Annotated in this window: 18 protein-coding genes and 1 tRNA gene; 6 read left to right on the top strand and 13 right to left on the bottom strand. The window is 71.2% G+C overall.

Features of this window, described 5'->3' with window-relative positions:
- Positions 1 to 13 precede the first annotated feature (13 nt).
- The 3 genes from ACIQ7M_RS31485 to ACIQ7M_RS31475 all read left to right on the top strand — a co-directional run bounded on the left by ACIQ7M_RS31485 (position 14) and on the right by ACIQ7M_RS31475 (position 4,562).
- The gene (locus tag ACIQ7M_RS31485; protein ID WP_403650770.1) at positions 14 to 1,498 is read left to right on the top strand and encodes a glycosyltransferase; all 1,485 of its coding nucleotides are present in this window, start codon (positions 14 to 16) and stop codon (positions 1,496 to 1,498) included.
- The gene (locus tag ACIQ7M_RS31480) at positions 1,495 to 3,756 is read left to right on the top strand and encodes an ArnT family glycosyltransferase (protein ID WP_403650768.1); all 2,262 of its coding nucleotides are present in this window, start codon (positions 1,495 to 1,497) and stop codon (positions 3,754 to 3,756) included. The genes ACIQ7M_RS31485 and ACIQ7M_RS31480 overlap by 4 nt, the downstream gene beginning before the upstream one ends.
- Before the next feature lie 245 nt (positions 3,757 to 4,001).
- On the top strand, positions 4,002 to 4,562 hold the full coding sequence (locus ACIQ7M_RS31475; protein ID WP_403650766.1) for a TetR/AcrR family transcriptional regulator: 561 nt from the start codon (positions 4,002 to 4,004) through the stop codon (positions 4,560 to 4,562).
- Between the two features lie 434 nt (positions 4,563 to 4,996).
- Here ACIQ7M_RS31475 and ACIQ7M_RS31470 read toward each other — a convergent pair whose 3' ends face one another.
- Complete coding sequence (locus ACIQ7M_RS31470) at positions 4,997 to 5,467, bottom strand: PPOX class F420-dependent oxidoreductase (protein ID WP_403650764.1); 471 nt, start codon at positions 5,465 to 5,467, stop codon at positions 4,997 to 4,999.
- A gap of 154 nt (positions 5,468 to 5,621) precedes the next feature.
- Here ACIQ7M_RS31470 and ACIQ7M_RS31465 point away from each other — a divergent pair, with 154 nt between their 5' ends.
- Positions 5,622 to 6,350: an ANTAR domain-containing protein gene (locus ACIQ7M_RS31465; RefSeq protein WP_389838686.1), complete on the top strand. Its 729-nt coding sequence runs from the start codon at positions 5,622 to 5,624 to the stop codon at positions 6,348 to 6,350.
- Between the two features lie 7 nt (positions 6,351 to 6,357).
- On the opposite strand, the gene ACIQ7M_RS31460 is transcribed toward ACIQ7M_RS31465, so the two are convergent.
- From ACIQ7M_RS31460 to ACIQ7M_RS31450, 3 genes are all read right to left on the bottom strand, one after another.
- On the bottom strand, positions 6,358 to 7,179 hold the full coding sequence (locus ACIQ7M_RS31460) for a YceI family protein (RefSeq protein ID WP_403650762.1): 822 nt from the start codon (positions 7,177 to 7,179) through the stop codon (positions 6,358 to 6,360).
- Positions 7,180 to 7,273: 94 nt separating this feature from the next.
- Positions 7,274 to 9,808 carry an MFS transporter gene (locus tag ACIQ7M_RS31455; RefSeq protein WP_403650760.1) on the bottom strand — a complete coding sequence of 845 codons (2,535 nt, stop codon included), beginning with the start codon at positions 9,806 to 9,808 and terminating at the stop codon, positions 7,274 to 7,276.
- 13 nt (positions 9,809 to 9,821) lie between these two features.
- Complete coding sequence (locus ACIQ7M_RS31450; RefSeq protein WP_403650758.1) at positions 9,822 to 10,328, bottom strand: MarR family winged helix-turn-helix transcriptional regulator; 507 nt, start codon at positions 10,326 to 10,328, stop codon at positions 9,822 to 9,824.
- Positions 10,329 to 10,620: 292 nt separating this feature from the next.
- Between ACIQ7M_RS31450 and ACIQ7M_RS31445 the strand changes: the two genes are divergently transcribed.
- Positions 10,621 to 10,818, top strand: coding sequence for a hypothetical protein (locus tag ACIQ7M_RS31445; protein ID WP_037615166.1), 198 nt, complete (start codon positions 10,621 to 10,623; stop codon positions 10,816 to 10,818).
- A 254-nt stretch (positions 10,819 to 11,072) separates the two neighbouring features.
- Here ACIQ7M_RS31445 and ACIQ7M_RS31440 read toward each other — a convergent pair whose 3' ends face one another.
- From ACIQ7M_RS31440 to ACIQ7M_RS31400, 9 genes are all read right to left on the bottom strand, one after another.
- Positions 11,073 to 11,873: a hypothetical protein gene (locus ACIQ7M_RS31440; protein WP_403650756.1), complete on the bottom strand. Its 801-nt coding sequence runs from the start codon at positions 11,871 to 11,873 to the stop codon at positions 11,073 to 11,075.
- A 104-nt stretch (positions 11,874 to 11,977) separates the two neighbouring features.
- Positions 11,978 to 12,874, bottom strand: coding sequence for an RNA polymerase sigma factor SigF (locus ACIQ7M_RS31435; RefSeq protein WP_355768509.1), 897 nt, complete (start codon positions 12,872 to 12,874; stop codon positions 11,978 to 11,980).
- Positions 12,875 to 13,118: 244 nt separating this feature from the next.
- Complete coding sequence (locus tag ACIQ7M_RS31430; RefSeq protein ID WP_403650754.1) at positions 13,119 to 14,069, bottom strand: SigB/SigF/SigG family RNA polymerase sigma factor; 951 nt, start codon at positions 14,067 to 14,069, stop codon at positions 13,119 to 13,121.
- 216 nt (positions 14,070 to 14,285) lie between these two features.
- Positions 14,286 to 14,579, bottom strand: a complete 294-nt coding sequence (locus tag ACIQ7M_RS31425) for a Dabb family protein (protein ID WP_403650752.1) — start codon at positions 14,577 to 14,579, stop codon at positions 14,286 to 14,288.
- A gap of 127 nt (positions 14,580 to 14,706) precedes the next feature.
- Positions 14,707 to 14,886, bottom strand: coding sequence for a hypothetical protein (locus ACIQ7M_RS31420; protein WP_355768504.1), 180 nt, complete (start codon positions 14,884 to 14,886; stop codon positions 14,707 to 14,709).
- A gap of 431 nt (positions 14,887 to 15,317) precedes the next feature.
- Positions 15,318 to 15,402: transfer RNA gene (locus ACIQ7M_RS31415), tRNA-Ser, on the bottom strand.
- Positions 15,403 to 15,457: 55 nt separating this feature from the next.
- The gene (gene tadA / locus ACIQ7M_RS31410; RefSeq protein ID WP_355768502.1) at positions 15,458 to 15,952 is read right to left on the bottom strand and encodes a tRNA adenosine(34) deaminase TadA; all 495 of its coding nucleotides are present in this window, start codon (positions 15,950 to 15,952) and stop codon (positions 15,458 to 15,460) included.
- A 184-nt stretch (positions 15,953 to 16,136) separates the two neighbouring features.
- Positions 16,137 to 16,676, bottom strand: a complete 540-nt coding sequence (locus ACIQ7M_RS31405) for a hypothetical protein (RefSeq protein ID WP_355768527.1) — start codon at positions 16,674 to 16,676, stop codon at positions 16,137 to 16,139.
- Between the two features lie 479 nt (positions 16,677 to 17,155).
- Positions 17,156 to 17,338 (bottom strand): hypothetical protein, encoded by a 183-nt coding sequence (locus tag ACIQ7M_RS31400; RefSeq protein ID WP_355768499.1) that lies wholly within the window; start codon positions 17,336 to 17,338, stop codon positions 17,156 to 17,158.
- A gap of 138 nt (positions 17,339 to 17,476) precedes the next feature.
- Here ACIQ7M_RS31400 and upp point away from each other — a divergent pair, with 138 nt between their 5' ends.
- The gene (gene upp / locus ACIQ7M_RS31395; RefSeq protein WP_355768496.1) at positions 17,477 to 18,112 is read left to right on the top strand and encodes a uracil phosphoribosyltransferase; all 636 of its coding nucleotides are present in this window, start codon (positions 17,477 to 17,479) and stop codon (positions 18,110 to 18,112) included.
- Positions 18,113 to 18,172: the final 60 nt, after the last annotated feature.

The following is an 18,172-nucleotide window of genomic DNA, read 5'->3' as shown; positions in this document are numbered from 1 at the left end:
GAGAGTCGGTTCCATGCGAACCGAACCTTCTCCCGGCAACCTGCCGGCGCGGGAGCACCTCCCGGCCGCGGACGCGGGTACGCCTGTCCTGGATGTCGTGATCCCCGTCTACAACGAGGAGAAGGACCTCCAGCCATGCGTCCTCAGACTGCACGACCACCTCAGGCGCACGTTCCCGTACACGTTCCGCATCACGGTGGCGGACAACGCGTCCACGGACAGCACCCCGCTCGTGGCGGCCGGGCTGGCGGCACGGATCCCGGAGGTCAGGTCCTTCCGGCTGGAACAGAAGGGCCGCGGCCGGGCGCTGCGGACCGTCTGGTCGGCGTCCGACGCGCCGGTCCTCGCCTACATGGACGTGGACCTGTCCACCGATCTGAACGCCCTGCTCCCGCTGGTCGCCCCGCTGATCTCCGGTCACTCGGACCTCGCGATCGGCTCCCGGCTGTCCCGCTCCTCGCGTGTGGTGCGGGGAGCCAAGAGGGAGTTCATCAGCCGCGCCTACAACCTGATCCTGCGCGGCTCGCTCCAGGCCCGCTTCTCCGACGCGCAGTGCGGCTTCAAGGCGATCCGCCGTGACGTCGCCCAGGTGCTGCTGCCGCTCATCGAGGACACCGGCTGGTTCTTCGACACCGAGATGCTGGTCCTGGCCGAGCGCGCCGGGCTGCGCATCCACGAGGTCCCGGTCGACTGGGTCGACGACCCTGACTCGACCGTCCACATCGTGAAGACCGCGACGGACGACCTGAAGGGCGTGTGGCGGGTGGGCAGCGCCCTGGCCACCGGCTCCCTCTCGCTCGACCGGCTCGCCCGGCCCTTCGGGGACGACCCGCGCGACCGCGAACTGACCGACGTACCCAAGGGACTGGCCCGCCAGCTCGTCGGCTTCTGCGTCGTGGGCGGCCTGTCCACCCTCTTCTACCTGCTGCTCTACAGCGTCTTCCGCTCCTTCTCCGGGGCGCAGGTCGCCAACGCGCTCGCGCTGCTCGTGTCGGCCGTCGCCAACACGGCGGCGAACCGGCGGCTCACCTTCGGCGTGCGCGGCCGGGGCGGCGCCGTCCGGCACCAGGCGCAGGGCCTGGTCGTCTTCGGCATCGGGCTCGCCCTGACCAGCGGATCGCTCGCCGCGCTCAACGCCGCGACGAGCGACCCCGGGCACTCCACCGAACTGGCGGTGCTCATCGCCGCCAACCTCGCGGCGACCGTGCTGCGCTTCCTGCTGTTCCGCGCCTGGGTCTTCCCCGACCGGCAGAGCGGGACGCCGTCGCCGTCCCCGGTGGTGGCCTCGCGCCGGCCGTCCCCGCCGTTCCGCGCGCCGGGGGTACGGCAGGACGCGGACGCCCATCCCCTGCTGCCCCAGCGCCCGACGGCACCCTCCTCCCACCACGACACCGACAGGTTCCGCGCCGACGAGGCCGCGGAGCGCTCCTGGCGGGATTCGACCATGCAGTTGCAGGCAGTGCGCCCGCACGATCACGATCCGAGGAACGCGCGATGACGACACAGCCCTACACGAGCGCCGGTACCGGTTCCGGTGGCGCCGTCAGTCCCTCCGGTCACGGCTGGGGTCCTTCCGCCACGGCTCCGCCCCCGGAACATGCCCCGCCGGCGGCCGCCCCCGAATCCGGCGAGCCCCGGCAGCCCCTCTTCCGGCGGGTCTGGAGAGGCCGGCCCGAGGATCCCCGCTGGGCGCGCCCCGCCTTCCTGGGACTGCTGCTCGCCACCGCGGTGCTGTACCTGTACGACCTGAGTGCCTCCGGGTACGCCAACTCCTTCTACTCCGCGGCCGTGCAGGCCGGCAGCCAGAGCTGGAAGGCCCTCTTCTTCGGCTCGCTCGACTCGGCCAACGCCATCACCGTCGACAAGCCCCCGGCCTCGCTGTGGCCGATGGCCCTGTCGGTCCGGATCCTCGGCCTCAGCTCCTGGGCGATTCTCGCTCCCGAGGTGCTCATGGGCGTGGCCACGGTCGGCGTCCTGTACGGGGCCGTACGCCGCCGGTTCGGCGCCGCGGCGGGTCTGATCGCCGGCGCCGTGCTCGCGCTCACTCCGGTCGCCGCGCTGATGTTCCGGTTCAACAACCCGGACGCGCTGCTCGCGCTGCTCATGACCGTCACGGTCTACTGCGTGATCCGCGCCCTGGAGGACGGCCGTACGAAGTGGCTGCTGTGGGCGGGCGCCGCGGTCGGCCTCGCCTTCCTCACCAAGACGCTCCAGGCGTTCCTGATCCTGCCGCCGCTGGCCGTGTTGTACGCGGTCTGCGCGCCGGTGCCGGTCCGCAGGCGGTTCACGCAACTGGGGCTCTCGGCCGCCGCGATGGTCGTCGTCGGCGGCTGGTGGGTCGCGATCGTCGAACTGTGGCCAGCGTCCTCCCGCCCGTACATCGGCGGCTCGCAGAACAACTCCTTCCTCGAGCTGACCTTCGGCTACAACGGGCTCGGCCGCATCAACGGCGACGAGACCGGCAGCGTCGGTGGCGGTGGCGGTGGCGGCGGCACCGGGCAGTGGGGCGAGACCGGCTGGGACCGCATGTTCAACTCCGAGATCGGCGGCCAGATCTCCTGGCTGCTCCCGGCGGCCCTGATCCTGCTGGTGGGCGGCCTCGTCCTGACCCGGAGGGCGAAGCGGACCGACCTGGCCCGTGCCTCGTTCCTCGCCTGGGGCGGCGCGCTGCTGATGACCATGCTGGTGTTCAGCTACATGGCCGGCATCTTCCACCAGTACTACACGGTGGCCCTGGCCCCCTACATCGCCGCCGTGGTCGGCATGGGCGCGACGGCGCTGTGGGCGGAGCGGGGCAGGGTGTGGGCGGCGCTCACCCTCGCCGGTTCGGTCACCGCGACCGCTGCCTGGGGCTACGTTCTCCTCAACCGCACCCCCGACTACCTGCCGTGGCTCAAGTGGCTGGTCCTCGTCGGCGGTCTGACCGCCGCGCTCGGTCTGATCTTCGTGGCCCGGCTGGGCAGGCAACTCGCCCTCGCCGCGGCCGGACTGGGCTTCGTGGCGGCGGTAGCGGGTCCCACCGCGTACACGCTCTCCACGGTGAGCACCGGGCACACCGGCTCCATCGTGACGGCCGGTCCGGCCGGGGCGAGCATGATGGGCGGCCGGGGCGGCGGTCCCGGTGGCGGCGGTGGCATGGGGGGCGGTTTCCCCGGCGGCCAGAACCGGCAGAACGGCAACGGCGGCACGGCGAACGGGCAGCAGGGCATGCCCGGTGGCGGCACGGGGCAGCCCCCGACAGGCGGCACCGGGGGCCTTCCCGGTCAGAATCAGCAGGGCAACGGCGGTACCCAGGGCGGGAATCAGCAGGGCGGAATGCCCGGCGGCGGCACGGTCGAGGGCAGTATGGCCGGCGGCGGTGCCGGAGGACTGCTGAACGGCGCGAGCGTCAGCTCCGAGGCCGAGGCGCTGCTGTCGAAGAACGCCGGGGACTACACCTGGGCGGCGGCCGCGATCGGTTCCCAGAACTCCGCGAGCTACCAACTGGCCACCGGCAAGCCGGTGATGGCGATCGGCGGCTTCAACGGCACCGACCCGTCTCCGACTCTCGCCCAGTTCAAGAAGTACGTGACGGACGGCAAGATCCACTACTTCATCTCGGGCGGCGGTATGGGCGGTGGTATGGGCGGTGGCGGCACCTCCGGCACCACCTCCACCTCCTCGCAGATCAGCTCGTGGGTCACGGCCAACTTCAAGAAGGTGACGGTGGGTTCGGCCACCTTCTACGACCTGACGCAGCCGACCGGATCGAGCTGACCGGTTTCGGCGGGCGGGTTTCGGCAGGCGGGTTCCGGTGGTCCGGTTCCCCGGTGAACGGGCGGCGGTCCGGGGCGAGTTCGCTCCGGACCGCCGCCCGTTCCGGTAGGCCTTCCGACAGCCGTTCCCGTGGCTGTTTCCGGCGGTGGGCCGGCCGTGTCCGTGCGGGGCCCGCTTAGCATCGTCGGGGAGGGTGACCGGGGAGTCCGGCCCGGTCCGTGGTCGAGTTCCGAGGGAGGGGCGCCATGGTGGGGGCAGCGGACAGGGCGAAGCGGCTGGCCGGGCTCGACCGGGAGCGGGTCACCGCGGCCGCGGTGCGGTTGCTGGACGCGGAGGGGCCGGCCCGGTTCTCCATGCGGCGGCTGGCGGCCGAGCTGAACGTCACCGCCATGTCCGTGTACTGGTACGTCGACACCAAGGACGAGCTGCTGGAGCTCGCGCTCGACGCCGTGTTCGGTGAACTGGAGCTGCCGGACCCCGAGTCGGAGGCGGACTGGCGGGATCGGCTCCGGGGGCTGGCGACCGGGTACCGGGCGATGCTGGTGCGTCACCCGTGGGTGTCGGCGCTGATCGGGAACCCGGTGGACGTCGGGCCGTGTTCGGCGGCGTTCTCGGAGTGTGTGCGGCGGGTGGCCGCGGACACCGGGATCCCGCCGTACGGGCAGGTGGGGGCGGTGTCGGCGGTGTTCCAGTTCGTGTACGGGGCGCAGTTCGCCGGTGCGGAGTCGGGGGAGCGGGATTCCGAGTTCGCGCTGGACCTGCTGATCGCGGGCATCGAGGCGATGGTGGCGCGGTCCGGGCGGTGACGCCGGTGGGTGGGTCGGGGCCGTGCCGGTGCATCAGCCCGTCGCCGTTGGACGGAGAGGTGACCGTCGGTGGCGACGGGCATCGATGTACCGGCACGTCCCCGACGGCCCACGGCCGACTGCGGGTGCGTCGTGGTGACGGCGCCGATCCCTTTGGCGCGCGTCCGGCTGCGGGTGCGTCGTGGTGGCCGGTCCATATTTGAGCCGCGGCCGGTCCACATCTCAGCCGCGGCCGGTCCACACTCTTTGCCCGGCCGGGCAAAGTTCCAGCCCCGGCCGGGAAGATCCAGCCCCTCCGGCGTTTGAGGAGCGGGGTCTGGGGCGGAGCCCCAGGTGCGATGGGGGTCCCCCCTGGTCGAGCGAAGCCGAGACCTTGGGGGAGGGTAGGGGCGGAGGGGGCGAGAAATAGGGTTGAGCCAGGCCGACTTGGCGGGTCAGTCCTGGGGGGCCAGGTGGGCCGGGAAGCCGCCGGTTGCCACCGGGCCCCAGCGGGTGGGGGTGATCCGGATGATCGACTTGGCCTGCTTGCGCATCGCCGCGCGATATTCGTCCCAGTCCGGATGCTCACCCGCGATGTTCCGGTAGTAGTCGACGAGCGGCTCGACGGAGTCCGGGGAGTCGATCACCTCGGCGGTGCCGTCGACCTGCACCCAGGGCCCGTTCCACTCGTCGCTGAGGACGATCAGACCGACCCGCTCGTCCCGCTTGGCGTTACGGGTCTTGGCACGCTCGGGATACGTCGACACGACGATGCGGCCCGAGTCGTCGACACCACAGGTCAACGGGGACCCCTGGGGCCCGCCGTCGGCGCGGCGGGTGAGCAGGATCGCCCGGTGGCGGGGGCGTACGAAGTCCAGCAACTCGTCGAGGGAGACGGAGGTGTTCGTCGCGATGTTGGGTGCCATGCGATCAGCGTAGGGCGCGTGCCCCGCGATCGCCCGCGGGCCGGGCCGGTGGGCGGCACCCGACCTCGGCAAAGCGGCTAAAGTGCTCTTCATCCTGTGCTCGCAGTCGGGAATGTGCTGCGGAGCTCTCCTGCGCATGGCCGTATGGCTTTGCATGCCGAAGAGGTTCGTGGTGGCTGCGTCTGACTTTTCTGAATTGTCCCGTTCTGATACGGGTTTTGATCTGGCCGAGGGCCTCACGGCCGCCGCTCAGCAGTTGCACGAGACATCGAGCCCCCACGCCACTCTGCGCACCGCCGTCCGGCTGGCCGTGCGCATCCTGCCCGGCGTCGAGTACGCGGGCATCTCCGTCATCGAGCCCAAGGCCGACCGCCAGACGCTGGCCTGGACGGACGAGGTCGTCCGTTCCGCTGACGCCCTGAACGCGGGCCGTGAGCATCCCCCGTACTGGAACCGGCTGTGGACGTCTCCGGTGGCCGGGATCGAGGACAGCGCCGCGCAGGGCGGCGACGGGGATCTCGCCCTGTCGGGCCTCGGGCTGAGGTCGGTGCTGTCGCTCCGGCTGCGGGCCGACCGGCGTCGGCTGACCGTCCTGACCGCGTACGCGCGGGCGCCGCGCGCCTTCGACGAGTCGGCCACCCGGATAGGGCGGCTGTTCACCGCGCACGTCGGCATCGCGCTGGACTCGGCGACCCTGCGCGAACAGCTCACCGAGGCGATGCGCACCCGGGATCTGATCGGGCAGGCCACGGGCATCCTCATGGAGCGGCTCGACATCGACGCGTCCGAGGCGTTCGACAGCCTCGTGCGCACCTCCCAGCGGGAGAACGTCAAGCTCCGTGACCTGGCCCGACGGATCGTCGACGCCAGCGAGGGCGAGTGAGCCGGGCTCAGACGGCCGGCAGCGACTCGCCCTGCACGGCCTGGATGTCGAGCTCCACCTTCAGGGTCGTACCGATGGCGGAGATGCCCGCCTGGACGATCTGGTTGTAGTGCAGGGCGAAGTCCTCGCGGTGGAGCTCGGCGGTCGCGCGGAACGCGGCGCGGGTGCCGCCCCAGGGGTCGGCGCCGGTGCCGAGGTAGGCGAGATCGAGGTCGACGGGACGGACGACACCGTGCAGGGTGAGCTCGCCGTGCACGGTCCAGCGGTCGGAGCCGGCCGGTGTGAGGCCCGTCGAACGGTAGGTGATCAGCGGGTACTTCTCGGCGTCGAGGAAGTCCGCCGACCTCAGGTGCCCGTCGCGCATGCCGTTGCCGGTGTCGATGGAGGCGGCCGTGATCGTCGCCTCGACCCGGGAGGCGGTCACGTCGCCGGGGGCGATCTCGATGCGGCCGGTGAAGTCCGTGAAGCGGCCGTGCACGCTGGAGATCCCCAGGTGCTGGGCGACCGCGCCCACGGAGGAGTGCGCCGGGTCGACGGTCCAGGGTCCCGGCGGGGGCAGTTCGGTGCCGCCCCGACGGGCCAGCGTCACCTGGCCGACCTCGGCCCGGCCGGCCGCCGTGACGATGGCCCCGGAGGCGGCGGGCGCGTAACCGAGCGCGGTCACGATCACGGTGTAGGCGCCCGGCGGAAGGCTCGTGGTGTCGCGTACGGCTCCGTCGGTGTCCGCCTCTGCCCGCAGCACCTGCGCGCCGGTCGAGTCGGTCACCGTGACGACCGCGTGCGACACGGCCCATCCGTCCCGTGTGCGGATCTTCGCGGTCAAGCCCATGGCAGTAACTCCTTGCGGTGTACCAATGAAAACCGGCCCGTGGGGGGCGCACCTCCGCTCAGAGTGCGCGCATCCCCACGGGCCGGGGCTCGGACTACTCGCCCGGGTGGGCGAGTTCGATGTCGTGGTCGTCCGCCCCACGGCCGCCGACGGTCAGCGCGGTCGCCACCGGCGGGTAGCCCGCCGCGATGACGGTGTACTCGCCGCCGTCCAGATCGGTGAAGGCGTACGCCCCGTCGCTGCCGGTCCTGGCCGTGCCGACCACGTTTCCGGCCGCGTCCACCAGCGTCACGCGGGCGTCCGACAGCGGGCCGTGCGGGGCCCGTACGACACCCTGGACCTGGGCGCCCGAGTCGAGGTCGACCTCGATGCGGGTGACGCCGGTCCCGCCGACCTCGACGGGCAGCGCCCGCGGCCGGTGGCCGGCGGCGTTCACCGCGACCGTCACGACGCCGGGCACCAGCTCGGTGAAGGCGAACTGGCCCTGCTCACCGGTGGTTCCGGTGGCCAGCACGTCACCGCGCACGTCGGTCACGACGACCATGGCGTCCTTGACAGGGGAGGCGCCTTCGGCGGCCCGGACGACACCGCTCAGCCCGCTGGTGCCGCTCAGCAGGATGTCGTACGCGAGCGGCTCCTCGTGCACGACGATCGTCGCGGCCTGCGGCTGGAAGCCGTCGGCGGAGGCGATCAGGACGTACGAGCCCACACCGGGCGCGTCGAGGGCGTAGGAACCGTCGGCCTGCGCGACCGAGCGGCCGAGCTGGCGCCCCTCGGGCGAGATCAGCGTGACCGCGGCCTGCGGCACGGGCGCGCTCTCGGCGCCGCGGACCTGACCGTGCACGCTGATGCCGCCGGACGCGGGCAGGGGGTCGCTCTCCCGCGTCGCGGTGGCGACGGCGGCGAGCTGCCGGGTGCCCTCGGGAGCGGTCTCGGCGGCGGCTTCGGTGGTGGCGACGGCCGGGGCGAGGGCCGCGGTGGCCGCGGCCTCGACGGCCTCGGCGACGGGCGACTCGGTGACCGGGGCCCCGGACTTCTCCGCGGCGGCCTGGGCCATCGCGCCGGACGTCCGCAGCGGGACCTCCTTGATGAACAGCACGATGAGGAAGGCGACCAGCGCCAGACCGGAGGCGATCAGGAAGACGTCCGCGATGCCGTGGCCGTACGCGCTCTCCATCACGGTGCGCAGTGGCGCGGGCAGCTTGTCCATGTCCGGGATGCTGGAGCTGGAGTCCGAACCGGCTGCGAGGGCCGCGTACTTGGGACCGAGGTGGGTCAGGCCGTCCTTGGCGTAGTCGGTGATCCGGGTGGCCATGACCGCGCCGAGCGCGGAGACACCGATCGCACCGCCGAGGGAGCGGAAGAACGTCACAGTGGAGCTGGCCGAGCCCAGGTCGGCCGGCGCCACCTGGTTCTGCGTGGAGAGCACCAGGTTCTGCATCATCATGCCGACGCCCAGGCCCAGCAGCGCCATGAAGATCGCGATGTGCCAGTACGTCGTGTCGTAGCGGATCGTGCCCAGCAGGCCGAGGCCCGCGGTGACCAGGAAGCCGCCGCTGACCAGCCAGTACTTCCACCGTCCGGTCTTGGTGATGACCTGGCCGGAGACCGTGGAGGAGATGAACAGGCCGCCGATCATCGGGATCGTCATGACGCCCGACATCGTCGGGGACTTGTCCCGGGCGAGCTGGAAGTACTGGCTGAAGAAGACGGTGCCGGTGAACATCGCGACACCCACGAAGAGCGAGGCGAGGGAGGAGAGGGTGATCGTGCGGTTGCGGAACAGCCGCAGCGGGATGATCGGTTCGCTCGCCCGGGACTCGACCAGCACGAACAGCAGGCCGAGCGCGATCGCGCCGCCGACCATCGTGAACGTCTGCCACGAGACCCAGTCGTACTTGTCACCGGCGAAGGTGACCCAGACCAGCAGCAGCGAGACCGCGGCGGAGATGAAGAACGCGCCGGCCCAGTCGACCTTCACGTCCCGCTTCACGACGGGCAGGTGCAGGGTCTTCTGCAGCACGATCAGCGCGATGACCGCGAACGGCACACCGACGTAGAAGCACCAGCGCCAGCCGAGCCAGCTCGTGTCGGTGATGACACCGCCGAGCAGCGGGCCGCCCACAGTTGCGACGGCGAACGTCGCGCCCAGGTAGCCGGAGTAGCGCCCGCGCTCACGCGGGGAGATCATCGCGGCCATCACGATTTGCGCGAGGGCGGACAGACCACCGACGCCGATGCCCTGGACCACACGGCAGGCGATGAGCATGCCGGGGTTCTGGGACAGACCGGCGGCGGCCGATCCCAGGACGTAGATGATCAGCGCTATCTGGACGAGCGCCTTCTTGCTGTACAGGTCGGACAGCTTGCCCCACAGGGGCGTGGTCGCGGTCATGGCCAGCAGCGAGGCGGTGACGACCCAGGTGTAGGCGGACTGGCCGCCGCCCAGGTCGCCGATGATCTCGGGGAGCGCGTTGGTGACGATCGTCGACGACAGGATCGCGACGAACATGCCGAGCAGCAGCCCGGAGAGCGCCTCCATGATCTGCCGGTGCGTCATCGGAGCGCCGTCGGCGCCTCCGTGCTTGGCGTGAGAGCCCCGCACACCGGCTGGTGTGGTCGTTGCCATGGGGTTCCTTTTCTTACGCGGGTGTACGGGTGGTCGGTTCTGATACGTCTGTCGCGTACGGGGGAGGGTGCGCGGGCGTCCACTGCGGGGAGCGGCAGTCGCCGAAGCTCTCGCGCAGCCGGCCCATCAGCTCGATGAGCAGTCCGACCTCGTCGTCGGACCAGTGGCTCAGCCGGTCGGAGAGCAGTTGTGACGTGCGCAGGGACAGCTCGTCGAGCTGGGCGTGCCCGGCCGCGGTGAGGCGCAGGATGCGTGAGCGTTTGTCAGCCGGGTCGGGGGACCGTTCGATCCAGCCACGGTCGGCGACGTGCGCGACGTGGCGGCTGGTCACCGACATGTCCACGGACAGCAGCTCCGCGAGCCTGCTCATCCGCATCTCGCCGTACCGGCCGAGCAGGGTGAGCACGGCGGCGGATCCCGCGGGGCAGTCGGGCGGCAGGATCCGTCCCATGCCCCGCTTCACGGCACCGATGGCACTGAGCTGACGAGCCAGTTCCTCGTACTGCGCCTGCTCGGCCATCGCACCCCCTTATTCGTTGCTTAGGGCAACCATAAAGAAGTTGGTTGCCGCAGGCAAACGAGTTCGAGGCTTCAGGGCTAAAAAGTTGGCAAAGGCAAGTGTTGGCGAACGGAAACGTGCAGGCGGGAGGGGTGGACGGGGCGGGAGATATGGACGGGACGGCCTTCGAGGTGAGGAGGTGGCGCGGAGGCGGTGAGCGTGCTGGTCGCGGGTGGTGTGCGGTCGGTCGGGATCGGCGTGAAGGGGAGCCCGGCACTTGGGCAGCCCGCGCGCATTCGCTAGGGTCCGGCCTATGGCAAACACCCAGGGCCCCGAGGGCAACTACGACCCCGCGGGCAGCACTCAGATGTTCCGTGCGTTCGTCGACGAGGCCCCCCAGGGCCGGCAGCAGCAGGCGGCCGCTCCGGCAGGCCCCCGCGTGGGTCTGATCGTCGGCGTCGTCCTCGCCGTCGCGGTCGTCGCCGCGGTGGCCTGGCTCGCCTTCATGTGATCGGTCGGGACCGTGTGACCGCGCGGGAACGCGTGGGTGTGCGGGATCGGCGGGCCGGGAGCCGTGCGGGGATCGTACGGGCGTGCGTGACCCGTGGGTTCCGCGCGGGACGGTACGGGCGTGCGCGTGCGGTGGGTTCCGTGCGGGATCGTACGGGCGTGCGTGACCGGTGGGTTCCGTGCGGGACGGTACGACCGTGGTCCCGGCGCGACCGGCGTGTGAGCGGGGCGTCGTGACCCGGCAGGGCCGCGCCCCTACTTCCACTCGACGGACACGTCCTGCGTCTCGACGTGCATGCCGAGCGGCACCCGCCAGGAGTCGACGCACACCGTCCAGGTCCCGCTCTTCCTCGCGCCGGCGGCGATCGGTGCCGGAAGGGACTCGGTCGACCGGATCGTCGCCCAGTCGATCCCGAGCGCCCCGATGATGTGCGTCCCGAAGGTCACCGTGCCCGAACGGACCGCCGTACCACCGGTGTTGCTGAAGGAGAGCGTGACCTTCTCGCACCACCGCTGACCGGTGGCCGCGCGCGTGGGCTCACTCACGGAGAGCGCGGCGGGCCGGGCACTCGCCGTCGGGCCGGGCGCGGGCGGCGCCGAGGAGTTTCCCGAACTCCCGCCCGCACGACCGGAGTCGGTGCCGGAGGACGAGCCGGTCGACGAGCCGGAAGACGAGGAGGGCCCGCCGTCGGCGCCGGTTCCCGTGCTTCCCGAACCGTCCGTCCCGGTTCCGGAGCCGCTTCTGCCGGCATCCGGGCCGCCCGGACCGGCGGAACCGACCGCGGAACCGTCCGCGTCATCCGTCCCGCCCGTCGAGGCCCCGCCGCCCGGACCGGTGCCCGACGACTTCTTGCCGGACCCGGAACTCCCCCTGGTCCCGCTGGGATTGGAGCCGTCCAGGGGTGCCAGGGACACCTCCCCCGACGGTGCCACCGCCGCCCCCGACGCCCGCGGGGAGCCGTCCGCGGCCCCGACTGCGGCATAGCCGCCGTCCCCGCCGGTCCCGCACGCGGCCAGCAGCCCGCCCAGACACAGCGCGGCCGCCGAGGTGCTCACCAGGAGGCCTCGGCGACCGCTTGTCGATCGGTGACGCATCGGCTCGTGACGCATCGCGCCAGTGTGGCTGACGAGCCGTCAATTATGAACCCCGCGTGGGACGGTCAGTCGGAGATGAGGCCTTCGCGGAGCTGCGCCAGTGTGCGGGTGAGCAGTCGGGAGACGTGCATCTGCGAGATGCCGACCTCCTCGCCGATCTGCGACTGGGTCATGTTCGCGAAGAAGCGGAGCATGATGATGCGACGCTCGCGGGGCGGCAGCTTGGCGAGCAGCGGCTTGAGCGACTCGCGGTACTCCACGCCCTCCAGCGCGGTGTCCTCGTAGCCGAGGCGGTCCGCGAGGGAGCCCTCGCCGCCGTCGTCCTCGGGGGCGGGCGAGTCGAGCGACGAGGCCGTGTACGCGTTGCCGACGGCGAGGCCGTCGACCACGTCCTCCTCGGACACCCCGAGGGCCGTGGCGAGTTCGGCGACCGTCGGCGAACGGTCGAGCTTCTGCGAGAGCTCGTCGCTGGTCTTGGTGAGGGCGAGCCGCAGCTCCTGGAGCCGGCGCGGAACGCGGACGGACCAGGAGGTGTCACGGAAGAACCGCTTGATCTCACCGACGACGGTCGGCATCGCGAAGGTCGGGAACTCGACACCGCGTTCGCAGTCGAAGCGGTCGATCGCCTTGATCAGGCCGATGGTGCCGACCTGGACGATGTCCTCCATCGGCTCGTTGCGGGAGCGGAAGCGGGCCGCCGCGTACCGGACGAGCGGGAGGTTGAGTTCGATGAGGGTGTCCCGGACGTAGCCGCGCTCAGGGCTGTTCTCGGCGAGTGCCGCCAGCCGCAGGAACAGGGAGCGGGACAAGGTCCGGGTGTCGATGGCGCCCGAGGACTCGGGGACCAGAGCGGCTACCGGGGCCTCGGCGGCAGGGACGTCGTGAAGCGCGGCGTGCGCCTCGGGCACTGCGTCGCTCTTCGTGAGCGTGAGCACCTTCGAGCTGCCCTGATCTGCGGACATGCCACCCCCTTTGGGTCGCGGACGGTCGCGGCAGTCGCTCCCGTCGGAGGAACGCAGCCTCCACCTGAATACCGGAGGCGAGGCCGCGGCAAACGCGCTCCCGGAAGAATGTCACATGTCGGCAACACGCTGTAGAGACTTGTCGACATGTAGAGGGTGGATCGGCCCTGGAAAAAGGGGGTCTGACAGATAATCAGCGCTGAACCGACGTAAAAAACGACCTTGGGCGATTAACTCTTTCCGGTCACGCTTCGATCCTGTTTGCGGATCGAAGACGCGCGAAGCTGCGGGCGAGGAGCCTTGACACATGCATCTGGGAGACACCCAGCTCCGCGCTGATCTGTGACTGGGTGAGATTGCTGTAGTAGCGGAGGAGCAGGATCCGCTGCTCGCGCTCGGGCAGTTGTACGAGCAGATGCCGTACGAGGTCGCGGTGTTCGACTCCGTCGAGCGCGGGGTCCTCGTAGCCGAGCCGGTCGAGCAGCCCCGGCAGGCCGTCGCCCTCCTGGGCCGCTTCGAGGGAGGTGGCGTGGTACGACCGTCCGGCCTCGATGCAGGAGAGCACCTCCTCCTCGCTGATGCGCAGCCGTTCGGCGATCTCCGCGGTGGTGGGCGAGCGCCCGAAGGCGGTCGTCAGGTCCTCGGTGGCGCTGTTCACCTGCACCCACAGTTCGTGCAGCCGGCGCGGTACGTGGACGGTCCGAACGTTGTCACGGAAGTACCGCTTGATCTCGCCGACGACCGTCGGCATCGCGAAGGTCGGGAACTGCACGCCCCGGTCCGGGTCGAAGCGGTCGATGGCGTTGATCAGGCCGATGGTGCCGACCTGGACCACGTCCTCCATCGGCTCGTTGCGGGAGCGGAAGCGGGCCGCCGCGTACCGGACGAGCGGCAGGTTCGCCTCGATCAGGGCGCCGCGGACCCGGTTGTGCTCGGAGGTGCCCGGCTCCAGCACCTTGAGTTCGCCGAAGAGCACCTGGGTGAGGGCCCGGGTGTCGGCGCCCCGGCGCCGCTCCTGAGGGGCCTCCTGGACCGTTTCGGGGGCGGCCGGGGGGTCCTGGGTGCCCGGTGCGGCGTTCGGTGCCGTGGTCTGCGTCGTGGACTGTGCCGGGGGTGACGGCGGGGTGGAGGCGAGGGCCGTCGCCCGGCCCTGGGCCGGGGCTTCCTCCTGGGGCGGCGCAGTACTGGCCGGCACGGTCAACGCCACCTCTTCGTTCGTCAACGATCCGTCGACGTATCCGTCAACTCATCCGTCAAAAGCGGTCATAGCATCACAAGACATGTGCACTGTGTGCAAGCACCGCATAACGCCGTGTTGAGAGTGAATTGGAGGTGAGTTGGGGTTCAAGACGTCGAAAACCCCTGACCGGTTGCGGTCAAGGGCTCGGTAAGAGTGTGCGATCAAAAACGGTCAGAACGGGTAGTCGGCGATCACCCAGGTGGCGAACTCGCGCCAGAGGGCGACGCCGGCCACGTGGGCCGGGTGCTCCAGGTAACGCTTGAGGGCGTCGGCGTCCTCGACGGCGGCGTTGATGGCGAAGTCGTACGCGATGGGCCGGTCGCTGATGTTCCACTCGCACTCCCAGACCCGCAGCTCGGGGATCTGCCCGCCGAGCGCGCGGAAGGCGGCGACGCCCTCGACGACGCGGGGCTCGTCACGGCCGACGCCGTCGTCGAGCTTGAAGAGGACCAGATGGCGGATCACGGGTACTCCCTGGTGATGAGGTGGTTCTTCGCACGGTCGCGCCCTCGCGGGGACGCGTCTCGTTCCGTCGGGCCTGCTCGGTGCCGGGTGGGCGGAGTCCCTGGCGCGCCGGCGTCGGTGCCGGACGTCAGTTCTTCGCTCCGTCGGCGATCCAGGTCATGAAGTCGCCTATCGCCCCGGCGGCGCTCGATATGCCCTCGAACGCTATCTGGACGTAGTCGGCGGCCTTGGCCGGATCCGTGATGATCACGTAGAGCGCGAAGACCACGAGCACGTAGATGGCGATCTTCTTCGAATTCACCGCCATGGCGGCCTCCCCTGTGACTCCTGCGCCCGTCGGCCCCCTGCTGCCGGCGGTGAGTGTAACCTTCACGCCGCCTTTAAGGACCAACGGCCCGCTGGTAGAGGTCCTTTGCGGGGCCTGGGTGGCGTTCTCGCGGTCCAGGATGGAAGGGAGCCCCGGCGGGAACCGTCAGGAGTCCCCGGGGCCGGGAGGGACCCCACTGCGGGGTTCTCGCCGCCCGACTTTCCCCCGAGACGGCGGCGTGGACTTGCGGGTCCTTTCGTGGGGGAAGGGGCGCCCCCCGAATTGCGCCCCTTCCCCCTCCTCTGTGGGAGCGGAGAACCCTTTCGGGTGCGGAAGCCCCGGCGACCGAGCGGCGCCGGGGCTTCTCCGCGTCACGGCCTCCGCCCCGGAACGCAAGAAGGGCCCCGTCTTTCGACGAGGCCCTTCGGAAGCGGTAGCGGAGGGATTTGAACCCTCGGTGACTTGCGCCACACTCGCTTTCGAGGCGAGCTCCTTCGGCCGCTCGGACACGCTACCGAGGGAGACCCTACCCCAAGGTGGCCCGTGGTCTGAAATCGTTTCGGCGGCCCGGTCAGCGGTCGCGGAAGAAGTCGGTCAGCAGTGCGGCGCAGGCGTCGGCGAGAACGCCCTCGATGACCTCGGGCCGGTGGTTGAGCCGCCGGTCGCGGACGAGGTCCCAGACGGATCCGGTCGCGCCCGCCTTCTCGTCGCGGGCGCCGTAGACCACCCGCTCGACACGGGACTGGACGAGCGCGCCCGCGCACATCGTGCAGGGCTCCAGGGTGACCACGAGCGTGCACCCGGACAGCCGCCACTCGCCGAGTCTCGCGGCGGCCCGGCGCAGCGCGAGGACCTCGGCGTGCGCCGTCGGGTCACCGGTGGCCTCGCGTTCGTTGTGCCCGGCCGCCAGCACGGTCGTCCCGTCCGGGGACAGCACGACGGCGCCGACGGGAACGTCCCCGCCCCGGACGGCCAGCCGCGCCTCGTCCAGCGCGAGCCGCATCGGGGCCCGCCACCGGTCGCGTACGGGATCGGGCGGCGGGGGTACCTGACGCGGGGTGCTCATCCGGGGAACCTAGCGGAATCCCGCCTGGTACGGCGGAAGGCCAGGAGCCGGTGAGCGGCGGACGGCAGGCGAGGGTCCGGCCCGCTGGATCGGGCCGGTTCGCCGGTACGGGGGCAGGGACGCGGGGCGCGGGCGGAGGGGCCGGGCCCGCCGTTGCCGGAGGCCCTGACCTGTTCCGGAGGTCCTAGCGGACGGTCTCCAGGACCTCTGCCGCTCCCAGGGCCTCGGCGATCGTGCCGAGCGCGTCGCCTTCGTCCAGGGCCAGCAGTTCCTTCTCGCTCACTCCGAGGTCCGCGAGGATGTAGCGGTCCCCGACGGGGCTGTGCGAGACGGCGTCGCCGGACACGCTCCCCTGGTCCTCGTCGTCGTCCTCGGATTCCCCTGGTTCACCGTCCTCGGTGCCGTCCAGATCGAGGGAGTCCAGGTCGGCGTCGTCGTCGCCGGGCTCCCGTCCTAGTAGTTCGTCCGTGAGCAGGATCTCGCCGTACGAACTGCGGGCGGCAGCGGCGGCGTCCGAGACGTAGATACGAGGATCCTCCTCGCCGTCCACGCGGACGACGCCGAACCACGCGTCCTCCTGCTCGATGAGCACGAGCACCGTGTCCTCGTCCGAGACCTCACGGGCCAGATCGGTCAGATCCGACAGGGTTTCCACATCGTCGAGCTCTGTATCGCTCGCTTCCCACCCGTCTTCGGTGCGCGCGAGCAGTGCGGCGAAGTACACCGTGACTCTCCCACTGGTCATAGGTGTGCCGGTTGGGGTTCCCCCCGGCGGAGGCTGTGGGCGAGGAGTGCTGCTGCTCCGAGTCCCGCCCACTCGGAATCGTGGCAGAAAGACAGCGTTGAGGGGACGTCTTCGGCCTGCTGTGTCCGCCTCTTTTGATCGCTAACAGCGGATCGTACGCGGATGCTCGCGCCGTGTGGACACCTCATCGCCCGACACGTCCGCCACACGGCCCCTCGTGGGGCGGGCGCGGCCCGGTTCCGTGGCGGGCGCGCGGCCGGGTGCGTCCGCCCGCGCGCCGAACGGCGAGCGGGCGCGTTCCCTTGTCGGGGCGGGTGTGCCACGGGTGCCGGCGCGGCTCGGTCGCGGGAGGGGGGCCGGTTCGTCCGCGCCGACTCCCTGCGTGGGCGTGTCGACCGGGTGCGGCGCGGCGGGTCCGGGTCGGCGCCGTGCGCGGGCTCAGGTGGTGGCGCGTCCGGTCACCAGCGGAACGTGCGCATGCGCATCGCGTGGCGCAGGCGGGCCGTCTTGGCCCGGCGGGGCTGGACACGGTCACGCAGTTCGCGTGCCTCGGCCAGGTCGCGCAGGAACTGGGCCCGCCGCCTCCTGCGCTCGGCGTCGCTCTCCAGCCGTTCGGACGACTCCTCTTGCTGGTTCCGCATAGGCACACCACCCCAGGTCCGTCCCTCCCACCTTCCCTCCGATGGATGGTTTGATGCCAGCGGACGGGTGATGCCGGGGGACGGGCCTTGCCGGGCGGGTCAGTGGCGGGTGCCGTGGGCCCCGCTACTGTTGTGGACATGCGTCTTCACGTCGTCGACCACCCCCTGGTCGCCCATAAGCTCACCACCCTGCGCGACCGGCGCACCGACTCCGCGACCTTCCGGCGGCTGGCCGACGAACTGGTCACGCTCCTCGCCTACGAGGCCACCCGCGACGTGCGCACGGAGCAGGTCGACATCGTGACGCCGGTCTCCCCGACCACGGGCGTCAAGCTCTCCTACCCGCGCCCGCTGGTCGTGCCGATCCTGCGCGCGGGCCTCGGCATGCTCGACGGCATGGTCCGGCTGCTGCCGACCGCCGAGGTGGGCTTCCTGGGCATGGTGCGCGACGAGGAGACGCTCGAGGCCTCCACGTACGCCACCCGGATGCCGGACGACCTCTCCGCCCGTCAGGTGTACGTCCTGGACCCGATGCTGGCGACCGGCGGCACGCTCGTCGCCGCGATCCAGGAGCTGATCAAGCGGGGCGCCGACGACGTCACCGCCGTGGTTCTTCTCGCCGCCCCCGAGGGTGTCGAGCTCATGGAGCGCGAGCTCGCCGGCACCCCGGTCACCGTGGTCACGGCCTCGGTCGACGAGCGCCTGAACGAGCACGGCTACATCGTGCCGGGCCTCGGCGACGCGGGTGACCGCATGTACGGCGCCGCCGAGTAACCCCGTGGCTCCGCGGCACCCGCGGAGCGCCCCGGTACGCACACGACTCCGAAGCCGGCG

The organism is Streptomyces sp. NPDC096324 (assembly GCF_044763015.1).
In the GTDB taxonomy this organism is placed as follows: Bacteria; Actinomycetota; Actinomycetes; order Streptomycetales; family Streptomycetaceae; genus Streptomyces.
This window is presented reverse-complemented; position numbering and strand designations above follow the sequence as displayed.

Excerpts from the sequence above, each read along its gene's own strand:
- ACIQ7M_RS31485 (WP_403650770.1), top strand. The coding sequence starts at position 14 with ATGCGAACCGAACCTTCTCCCGGCAACCTGCCGGCGCGGGAGCACCTC.
- ACIQ7M_RS31480 (WP_403650768.1), top strand. The coding sequence starts at position 1,495 with ATGACGACACAGCCCTACACGAGCGCCGGTACCGGTTCCGGTGGCGCC.
- ACIQ7M_RS31475 (WP_403650766.1), top strand. The coding sequence starts at position 4,002 with ATGGTGGGGGCAGCGGACAGGGCGAAGCGGCTGGCCGGGCTCGACCGG.
- ACIQ7M_RS31470 (WP_403650764.1), bottom strand. The coding sequence starts at position 5,467 with ATGGCACCCAACATCGCGACGAACACCTCCGTCTCCCTCGACGAGTTG.
- ACIQ7M_RS31465 (WP_389838686.1), top strand. The coding sequence starts at position 5,622 with ATGCCGAAGAGGTTCGTGGTGGCTGCGTCTGACTTTTCTGAATTGTCC.
- ACIQ7M_RS31460 (WP_403650762.1), bottom strand. The coding sequence starts at position 7,179 with ATGGGCTTGACCGCGAAGATCCGCACACGGGACGGATGGGCCGTGTCG.
- ACIQ7M_RS31455 (WP_403650760.1), bottom strand. The coding sequence starts at position 9,808 with ATGGCAACGACCACACCAGCCGGTGTGCGGGGCTCTCACGCCAAGCAC.
- ACIQ7M_RS31450 (WP_403650758.1), bottom strand. The coding sequence starts at position 10,328 with ATGGCCGAGCAGGCGCAGTACGAGGAACTGGCTCGTCAGCTCAGTGCC.
- ACIQ7M_RS31445 (WP_037615166.1), top strand. The coding sequence starts at position 10,621 with ATGGCAAACACCCAGGGCCCCGAGGGCAACTACGACCCCGCGGGCAGC.
- ACIQ7M_RS31435 (WP_355768509.1), bottom strand. The coding sequence starts at position 12,874 with ATGTCCGCAGATCAGGGCAGCTCGAAGGTGCTCACGCTCACGAAGAGC.
- ACIQ7M_RS31420 (WP_355768504.1), bottom strand. The coding sequence starts at position 14,886 with ATGGCGGTGAATTCGAAGAAGATCGCCATCTACGTGCTCGTGGTCTTC.
- tadA (WP_355768502.1), bottom strand. The coding sequence starts at position 15,952 with ATGAGCACCCCGCGTCAGGTACCCCCGCCGCCCGATCCCGTACGCGAC.
- ACIQ7M_RS31400 (WP_355768499.1), bottom strand. The coding sequence starts at position 17,338 with ATGCGGAACCAGCAAGAGGAGTCGTCCGAACGGCTGGAGAGCGACGCC.
- upp (WP_355768496.1), top strand. The coding sequence starts at position 17,477 with ATGCGTCTTCACGTCGTCGACCACCCCCTGGTCGCCCATAAGCTCACC.